This is a genomic window from Pseudomonadota bacterium, from assembly GCA_027620075.1.
Taxonomy (GTDB): domain Bacteria; phylum Pseudomonadota; class Alphaproteobacteria; order Rickettsiales; family UBA6187; genus 1-14-0-20-39-49.
In genome coordinates, this window is sequence record JAQCEY010000001.1 from 206338 (window position 1) to 216351 (window position 10014).

Below are 10014 nucleotides of genomic sequence, written 5' to 3' on the forward strand. Positions count from 1 at the left end.
ATTTTTTATAATATCCAAATAGCTTAATTGCAATTACAAAAGAATTATTCTTAAATTAAAAAATAAAACAAAAAACTGCCATTAGTTAACTCTTTTTTAATAATTGTATAATATTATGCCTTGCAAATTACTTTTGTAACTTTAAAAAGACACAGTGACTATATGACTCTTATAGAAGACGTTGAATCATTAAAAAAGTCTCCGCTTCCGGAAGTAAGGGAGACCATCGCAAAAAAAATATGCGATTATTATAATAATTCTATTTTTGATGGCGAAGAAGAAAAAATTGCCTGCGATATAATTCGCTTGTTTGCAAAAGACGTTGAACTTAGAGTCAGAAAAGCACTCGCAGAAAGCTTAAAAAGAAATTCCAATATTCCGCATGATGTTGCAATTAGACTGGCTAATGACGAATTAGATGTAGCAATTCCTATATTGGAATTTTCAAAAGTGCTAACCGAAGGTGATTTACTTGAAATAATCGTCAGCACTGAGAATGTAGGAAAATTAGTTGCTATAACTAAACGTGATGATGTAACGAATAATATGTCTTCAGCCTTGGTTTTAAAGAGGAGTGAAGAAGTTTGCTCAAGCCTGTTTAAAAATAAAACCGCTCAAATCTCCGAAGAAACTCTTCTAATTGCCGTACAGGAATTTGCTACGAACGGTGATGTTGTTAATTCATTAATTAATAGAGGCAATTTGCCGATTGGAGTGGTTGAGAAGATGATATCATTTACTACGGACGAACTAAAAGCTAAAATAGAGAAACAATTGAAATATAATAGTGAACACTCAAACGATATTGCTGTTGAAACATATGAAAGAGCTACGCTCGGCTTATTAAGTGACGAACCTGTAATTGATAGCAGTCAAAAAGCTCGCACAGAGCAAAATGCGGCAAGCTCGACGACAAAGGCCGAGCAGCTTGCTAGGCATCTTTATAGCAACAAAAAACTTACAAGCTCAATTATTTTGAGGGCTATTTGTGAAGGCAATCTGGACTTTTTTGAGGCAAGCCTGTCGGCATGTTCAAGAATCCCCCTTGTTAATGTAAGGGCATTAGTAAGAAGTTCGGAAAAAAAGGCTATATGCTCTTTATTTCAAAGAGCCGACTTCCCTATCAGCGTTGCAGATTCAATCTGTGTTATTCTGGAATTCATAAAAAAGGAAAAGTACAAAGGCAAAGCTTTTGACCAAAACACCAAGCAAAAGCTTATAGAGTATATTGAAAGTAATAATTATGATAGCACAGTCCCCTTAATGCCGTATATTTTAGCTTTGATATCAAGCGACATAACACTAAGCAATATCACAAGCTAGTTACCCCTCGGTATTAGAAATATTTATTGAACACTTCCCGATAAAATATTTTTACAATGTATAAAATAATGGTATAAAAAGTCCTAAGTTTAAGTATTTTCGGTTTAACCTTAATTAAACATCTTTAATCTTATGGTGCAGGAATCAGGTATTGCAGAAGAAATTATAAAGCGTCCTGTTGTAGATATCGAAAACGAAGAAGATGCCGGATTATCGCCTATTAACGGTGATTCTTACGGCACGGAATACCAGATAGGTAAAAGTATTTTTTTGCGTATTAACTGTTCTGACAGAACAGATATCGTATTCGGACGTTACAAAATAAACACTAAACAACCGCTTAAAGAATTTGATACCGCTTTAGCAAAGGCATATGAAGTTACAGATATAATAGCCGATGATAGTACGAAATATTACGCATTAACTTTACATAGACACTATCCGGCAAGGATTATCGAGATAAACAAGCTTCTTGGAAAAAACATAAATAATTTTGCAAATATCATTGCCGCACAGGTTATAAAAACCTCTCTTGATAACGGCAGGTTTTTCACGGTGATTATAGAGAAACCCGAAGGTATAAAACTATCGGATTTTTTGGAAAAGAACGGCTCTATTAGTGAAGAAGCTGTTATTTCAAAAATTACAGCCCCGATATCAAAGGTCATAAATTTATTTGAAAAACTATCTATAACGCACGGAAGAGTAAACCTTGATAATGTTTATATAAATAAAAACGGCTCTGTTACTTTAGGCGAGTGTATCTCCGAGCCTTGCGGTTATAGCCAGCCGATGATTTATGAAAGTATTTCAAGAGCTTCCACCACTCCCATCGGTAAAGGTAAAGGTGTTCCGGGGTTACTGGATTTCCACGCCATTGGAGTTATGTCGGCTTTTTGCCTCAGGGGTAAGAACCCTTATTCAAAGACTTCGGATAAACTTATCTTAGATTTGAAATATTCAAAAAATACATACAGAATGGTTACTGACGGGATAGATATTACTCCTTATATGTCTGACTTTTTAAGGGGTTCTATTAACGAAAATATAAAGCAGACATGGAATGCCGAAAGAATGAGAGAGTGGCTTGGCGGGCGGCGTTATAACTTATTGCCTCCGACTGAAAACATTGATGCGGGGCGACCTATTCTTTTCAACAATAAAAGATTTTTAAGTAAAAAGCATTTAGCTTATGCAATGTATCAGGATTGGGACTTGGCAAAAAAATTCTTGAAAGACAGCACTTTGATTCGTTGGATTGAACGAAGCGTACAGGATGTAAAGCTATCTGAAAAAATGGAAATTCTCGGCAAGAGGTTTGGCTCCGAAGAAGCTGACAGTACATTTACAAGAGATGATGAAATGGTGGCGCAATATATTATGCTACTTGATTCTACAGGACCGATAAGGGTTAAACAGGTTTCCGTTAATATCGATGCTATAGGCTCTCTTCTTGCAGAGTCATTTTATAAATCTGATAATGATTGTATTAATGCAATTAGCAACATTATAAAACATAGCCTTGCCTCATACAAAGATTTTGACAAATCTGCCAGTAATCTCGAAAAAGAAGATATTATGGTTATGCAACGATGCTCTGAGCTGTTTAGGAAGAAATACGAAGGATTCGGCATCGAACGTATGCTATATGAGTTAAATTCCGAAATGCCTTGTCAGTCGGAGTTGTTGAAAAACTCTTATGCCTGTTCCATACCTGATTTATTTGAGGTATTGCAAGATAAGCCTCTTAACAATAATAACTTTGATTTGCATTTAACCTCTTTTATAGCTGCAAAGTTAGAGTTACCTGTAAAATTGCGTATAAAATCTCTTAGCAAATTCCCCGATATGGCTACTCATAAAGGCATTGAAAACCTTGCGATGCTATCGGTTGCCCAACAAACTTTTAAGGTAAAAAATCTTCCTAAATTATGTGCTAACATAGGTGAATTGGTAACAGATGCCGTAGAGACATTCCATAATAGGTTTATTCGTGACGAGATAATAAGCGAATTAGAGAAAATAACCAAAAAAGGTAATATAACTAATATTCTTTCTCTAATCACCGATAGAAAATATATATTAAAAGACAGGATAGGCTTTAGAAGAGCTGTTTTGAAGTACCGGAATAACACGATACAGATAAGCAAATTAAACAATAAACAAGCTGTAAATAATATGGGTTATCTGTACGGACTTCAATTATCCGTTATTCTAACTTTTTTTATGGCTACAATTGTAGTTATAATATTGATATTAAAAGTATTCTGATATGGCAAACGAAAAAAATTCAGCAACCTCCGAGGAAAATGCAAAGAAAAAAGTAAAATCAAGCAAACGAAGCGAGCTAAAGGGCATAGGTATCTTCGGCAAGATAGTCGGACTCGGCATAATATTATGGCTTATAAGCATATCATATTACGCATTTGCTTTTTTTGTACTGGGAATGTTGCCTTCAATATTATCTATGACTATTGACAGGGGGGCGGGAAGGTTTGCCTCAAAAACAGTTACGGCATGTAATTTCACTGCCGTAATACCTTACTTGTTCGAGATCGGTCTTACTTACGAAAAGGACATATACGCCAAGCATTTAATGACAGAGCCTTTGACATGGTTTGTTATATACGGATTTTCTGCTGTTGGCTGGATGCTGATATGGATATTGCCTAACCTGAGTTTAATAATCATAACCGCACGTGCCGACATGCAAACAAAAGTACTCAAAAATGAGCAAAAACAGTTGCTAAATGAGTGGGGAGAAGAAGTGATAACCGGCAAATCACGTATAGCTGCACAAAAAGAGGCGGCTAAGGCTAAAAAGTTAAAAGCTTGAGTGCTTTAAAAATCCTGCATATACAAAATCAAAGAAGGATTTGCCGATACTATATGGCTTTGACTTTAGAACCATTGTTCCCCTTATTATCATGGGGAAGTTTTTTTCACTATATAGATTATCATTTCCGGCAAATGCCGTGATTGTGTATATACCGCTTTGCGGTACTAATTCCTGCCTTCCCTCCTCCTGTTTTGTGGTAACCGCGATTTGTCCGCCATATATTGAAGCCAGATAAGGCTGCTCCATTCTTTCAATCCCAACCGAAGAAACATTATATATAGAGGCATCTACCGTTTTAAATGATATATCATCAGGGTAAAATGAAGCCTTTTCATTTGGTTCAAAATATCGAACCACATCTTCTTTTATATAACCTGTTACCACAAGTTCATCAGGCGACATAACGGACAAAACCTCCTGCCCTTTTTTGTATGACAGATCGCCTTCTATATAAAATGACGGAAAATATACAATGCCTGAGTGCGGAGCCTTAACAACCAACAAGTTTTTCTTTTGCTGAAAGCTTTTATATTCACTTTCCTTTTCGTCCAGTTCTTTCATAGTAGTTTGTAAAATAGACTTATACTCCTCTGATACCGAGGCAGCTTTATATTTCCATTTTAGAATGTGATATTCAAGCTCAAGCCTTTGCAGGTCATAATTTATGCTTGGCGAATCAAGTACAAGTAATATATCCCCTTCATTTACACTCTGTCCTTGTTTTGCATATATTTTTTTTATAACAGAATCCGAATCTGCGTATAATACGCTACTGTTTTTAAAATGCATAATGGCAGGAACTTCGATACTTGAACGCCACGGAAACAAAATAAACAACATAAAAAGACCGCCAAAAGCCCCTGTTCTTATTAACGTATTCCTCTTAAAGCTAGACATTTTTAGCGACTTTAAATATTTAATTTTTCTATATAAAGGTAAAATCAACGCAGATGAAATATATAGTACCATCATTGTAATTGCTAACAATTTAAACGCATAGTTATATATAAGCAGTAATATCACCGTTGTTAAAAATAACCTATATATAAATATCGCCAATCCGAATAACGCAAGTTTCGGTCTTGCCGATTTTTTAATATGTGACAAATCTTTTAATGTTTTTACACCGAATATATATTTGTCGATATAATAGTTAAGATAATGACCGGCAGCCTGATGTAAATTAGGAATTTTTACTATATCGGATAATACGAAATAACCGTCAAATCTCATGAACGGATTAGCATTTATAAATAAAGACGCTATCCATGCCGTGCCGGATAAGACGAATGCGATACTGCGAATAGTTCCGTCAGGAAGCAGCAGCCATAATATGCTGCAAATTGCAGCTACATATATTTCACTTATAACACCTGCCGAAGATATCAGGATTCTTTTTTTTCGGTTGTTCAATGACCATGTGTGGGTAGTATCTGTAAATAATACGGGCCAAAATACGAGTATGGCAACTCCCATTGACGACACTTTACACCCGTAATACTTTGATACCGTGGCATGTGCAAATTCGTGTACAATCTTAACAATTACAATCGCAAGTATCCAAAGACCTATCTCATTTATATTCAGAAAATATTTAAACGTTGATAGGTAGCTTTCAAAGTTCTTTATTATTCCGAATGCACCTATAAAAATTACAAACATCATTGCAATATTGAATTGTATTGTAAACATCCATTTACAATATGGAAGTATGGCATTTAATATTTTTTCAGGTCTTAGAAGATGTATGCGATAAAAGAAAAGCTTCTGAAACTTAGCTAAAAAAGGCAACTTGTTTTTTTTATCCGCTCCAAATGCGGTAGTAAAGTTGCTATGTTGCAGCAACCTTGCCATAACTAAAAATCGGAAGAACTCATCAAAATGTTCGGGAGTTATTGTCTTTTTATAGACAACTCTTAAAGCCTCGATAATCTTGTTTTTATCCGCAAGGTGCCACAAAGACAAGATTAAGTATTCAATGTAACCCACTTGATAAAAACGATGAACTATGCTGTCATATATAAGCCAACTTTGCGAACTGCCCCTTTCTCCGTCTTCAGGGTACACGCTTAAATTCTCTCTTAATTTAGGCAATTGTGTTTCTGACAATTTTAGAATCCGATTTTGCGTCTTAAATAAGATAATGGTTTTCTAAGCAGGTAATATACCAAAGGAACACTTTCGGCATATAGTTTAGCAGAGCCTCTTAAACCGATTCTCGGGCGTTCATCTTCGCTGACGTTATTAAAACCGGCTCTTATCTGGTAGGCTAATACACCGTCAGGCGTAACTTCCGCTTCATAAGATGAATATGTTATTTTAGCTTCTAACGGGTCTCTTGGTGCGGTATTGAGGAAAAATTTTACTATGCCGTCTTCCTTAAAGTTAATAGCATCATTGACAGGTAAGAAAATGTCTAACGCACTTTCCTTCTCATCGGATAGTAGCATTATATTTTCACCGGTTTTTACCGGACGACCTTCCAGCTTGTGAGTCTGGTCAAATATAATAAGTCCTGATTTTGGGGCATATATATCGGTCTTACCCAATAGGTATTTGTAATATTCCAGTTCCGCTATATTTTTTTCTATTTCTTTTTTGAAAACGGGTATTTTTTCTTTTTGCTTATTATCACTTAACCCCGACTTACTCGCAACCTTATGCTGGGTTATTACAAGAGCAAGCTTTTTCTCTAATATATTAAGCTGTGACTGAATATTTTCTTTGTTGAGTGAAAATAATTTAGTTCCTTTTTCCACAAAATTATTTGGTGGCACATGTATCTTTTCAATAACGCCGTCTATTTCACTTCTTATATATACCGGCTTACCGGAAACAACTTCCGCAGGTGCTAATACCGTCAACGGCACTTGCACAACAAATAAAATAAACAGTATTGCGGAAATAACTACGGCATAACTGGTTTTTGAGAAGAATTTATTTACAATTTTCTTCCAAAATGCCTGATGCAGTATATCCGGATTAAAGCACCCAAGGCATAATGCATAACAATATCTAAGGTTGTCCAGCAATACCATTTCACGTTTATGCCATAATTCACTACGTGATAGTATTAAAACACCTACAACCTGCTTATGTAATTCAAGCTCAACAATAATAGTATGCTTAAAAAGGTGGTCTTTAGCAGAATCGGCATAATGACCTTTTAAGTCGGTATGGGAAATTTTTTCAATCGGCTCGGTTCTTTTTCTTTTTACTATATGCTTTAAAAGCTCAATAACCGGAACATTTTTATTATCTAAGTCTACGTCGGTGAATTTGACAAATTCATTACCTGATTTTAGCCATAATACACCGAAATCATAGCTGACTATCTGTCTTGTTTTATGAATTATAAGGTTATAGAGTTCTTCGGGAGTTTTTTGTAAAGATGCCTCCTGCTCAAGCTTTACAAGAGCCGCCAGATCTTTAGTCGACTGTACGAGATTCGGTATTTGCTTGTCCATATTCTACTTTTCAAAAAAGGCCGTAACACTCATTCCGGGCTTCAATATTTTATCTTTATTGGAAATAGCACCTTTAATCTTAATAGATTGGCTAACAGGGTCAATCTTTGCACCGACGGTAGTAATCTGTGCTTTATATGATTTTCCCAACTCTGACACGTTAACGTTGAATTCCTTGTCTTTTTTAAGCCATGTTACCCACTGTGAAGGAACAAGTAACTCAATTTCAAGCACCGAATCATCAAGGATTTTTAAAACAGGCTCACCTTTTTTTACATATTCGTAATTCTGCCTTAAAACCTCTTCCACAACGCCTGAATATGGAGCTTTAATTTTACAATTTCTGACTCTTTCGGAAATTATAGAAACTTCCGCTGCCGATTCTTCCGCTTTATATACGGCAAGTTTATAATCAAGCTGGCTTATTGAAGATAGTTCGTCAAGTTTGGTATTGACCTTTACCCTTGTATCATCTGCATTTTTAGCGGCTTGTGCTTTTTTAAGCTCGGCACGTTCTATACTGCAATTAAATTCTACTAAGGTATCACCTTTTTTAAACGCATCACTATCAGATACGTTTATAGCGGTAATGCTAGCCGTTGTCTCACTGGATATTAAGGCGTATTTCACCGGCTGTAACTGACCTTTAATTCCGTCCGAAACATTAGCGACACTATCCTCTTTATCAAGAAGCCCGTTAGCATAATCGCTATACTCAAGCTCGGCAGCATAGGTTGCTACACTGCCGAGTGCCGATATTATAAAAACTAAGTTAGATAAAAGTTTCATTTAAAAATTTATCCGTACTAATATATACCGTTAACATCAGTCTGCTTAGGTCTTTCTTTTATGCTTGCTATAACCGAAGTCATTGTTTGACCGGATACGGCAGCAAATTGCTCCTTAAAGTGATCTGATAACAAATATATATTATGGTACTCACCGTCAATGTCAACTACATCATAACCGACAGAGAATAATAACCTGCCGAATGCATTCTGGAAATTTGCATATGACTGAAATTCCTGAAGTTTTGTAGATATAGCCGCAGCAGAAGTTTTAATACGCTCTAGCTCTATCTCAACTTCGTTCCTCGCAGAAATATCAACTAGCCTGCTAATCTGCTCGTCAATGTCACTTACCTTACGTGCTTGGTCAAGATTTTCCATTGAGTTTTCATAGTCTTTGTAAGATATGTTAACTTGTGAAAGAATCGCAACCTGTAAAGCCATACGCTTCTGAATAGCAAGATCTTCCTGAACTTCCGCAGCATTTATCCTTGTTTTATATGTAGCTATATCGACAAGGTTAGCCGTAACTTGAGCGCTGGCATTTTGCCACCACTGGTCAACTAGGAAGCTGTTACTATCGAAGTTTTCCGCAGCTTTCAACTCAAGCCCCGGAAGTAGTCTTAGCATTGCTTTTTTAGTCTCGGCATAGCTGATTTTGTGCCTGTAGATTTCTTCACGAAGCTCAGGACGTTCAACTAAAGCCATCTCAATAAGCTCTTCTTTACCGATATTAACTATAGGTATCTCTTCAAAATCCAACTCATCAAAAGAAAGTTCGTAACCTTTCTCCATAGGTATGTTCAAAAGTTGATATAGTTCTATTTCAGCTTTTTCAAGATCGTCTTTAACAGCTTTCATTTCTTGCAATATCTGCATTAATGAACGTTGGAAACGCAAAGACTCCAAAGGCGGTCTTAACTTTTGCTCCTCAACTTTTTCGGCTTTTCTTAAAGCGGCTTTAACCTGTACGATTATATTGTCAACCCTTTCCTTCAAAGCCTGTGATGCGGCAGCTTTCCAGTAAGCTTCCCTTACCCTTACTAAAAGCCCCTGCAACGCTTTACGTCTAAGCTCTTTAGCGATAAGCACTTTATTGGCTTCCTGTTTAGCCTGATAATAGCTCACACCAAAATCAATAACATTCCAAGAGAAAGTAAGGTCACCGTATGAACGATCCCTGTCCTCGGAAGTCGATGGCTCTAAAGACTGCAATCCCGTAGCAAGCGACTCGGAATTAGATACCCTTGCAGGGTTTCTGTGCGACGCACCTACTGTGGAATTCAGTTTCGGATACATATTGAATTTAGCTACGTCAAACTGCCCTTGTGCAACAGCTTGCTCTAATAGCTGAACCCTGTAATCCAGATTATTTACTAAGGCCATAGCCATAGCGTCATAGATTGTAACAGGCTTATCAACCGAAACTCTGTTTTCAGCTATAAATTTAGCGTCCTGTTTCACTACTTTTTTAATTTCATCTTCTGTCAAAGGTTCAATCTTTGTAGCACAAGATGTTAAAAATAATGCAGTAAATACCGTACAACCTGCCGATACAAACTTTTGATTAATCGAATTTAAATTAAACACTTTTAGT

At 36.3% G+C, this 10014-nt stretch carries 7 protein-coding genes; 3 read left to right on the forward strand and 4 right to left on the reverse strand.

The window, feature by feature from the left end; all coding sequences use genetic code 11:
• Positions 1-162: 162 nt before the first annotated feature.
• The 3 genes from O2942_01215 (at position 163) to O2942_01225 (ending at position 4159) form a co-directional block, all read left to right on the forward strand.
• A complete protein-coding gene (locus O2942_01215; GenBank protein ID MDA0780867.1) occupies positions 163-1323 on the forward strand; it encodes a DUF2336 domain-containing protein in 1161 nt (386 codons plus the stop codon).
• A 132-nt stretch (positions 1324-1455) separates the two neighbouring features.
• Positions 1456-3594: a hypothetical protein gene (locus O2942_01220; GenBank protein ID MDA0780868.1), complete on the forward strand. Its 2139-nt coding sequence runs from the start codon at positions 1456-1458 to the stop codon at positions 3592-3594.
• 1 nt (position 3595) lies between these two features.
• On the forward strand, positions 3596-4159 hold the full coding sequence (locus O2942_01225; GenBank protein ID MDA0780869.1) for a hypothetical protein: 564 nt from the start codon (positions 3596-3598) through the stop codon (positions 4157-4159).
• On the opposite strand, the gene O2942_01230 is transcribed toward O2942_01225, so the two are convergent.
• Genes O2942_01230 through O2942_01245 form a run of 4 tightly spaced genes read right to left on the reverse strand, consistent with a single transcriptional unit; the run spans position 4148 to position 10007 of the window.
• Entirely contained in the window at positions 4148-6271 is a 2124-nt protein-coding gene (locus O2942_01230; GenBank protein ID MDA0780870.1) for a biotin/lipoyl-binding protein, read from the reverse strand. The genes O2942_01225 and O2942_01230 overlap by 12 nt on opposite strands.
• Positions 6272-6273: 2 nt before the next feature.
• On the reverse strand, positions 6274-7629 hold the full coding sequence (locus tag O2942_01235; GenBank protein ID MDA0780871.1) for a biotin/lipoyl-binding protein: 1356 nt from the start codon (positions 7627-7629) through the stop codon (positions 6274-6276).
• A gap of 3 nt (positions 7630-7632) precedes the next feature.
• Positions 7633-8418, reverse strand: coding sequence for an efflux RND transporter periplasmic adaptor subunit (locus O2942_01240; protein ID MDA0780872.1), 786 nt, complete (start codon positions 8416-8418; stop codon positions 7633-7635).
• Positions 8419-8435: 17 nt separating this feature from the next.
• Positions 8436-10007, reverse strand: a complete 1572-nt coding sequence (locus tag O2942_01245; GenBank protein ID MDA0780873.1) for a TolC family protein — start codon at positions 10005-10007, stop codon at positions 8436-8438.
• Positions 10008-10014 lie beyond the last annotated feature (7 nt).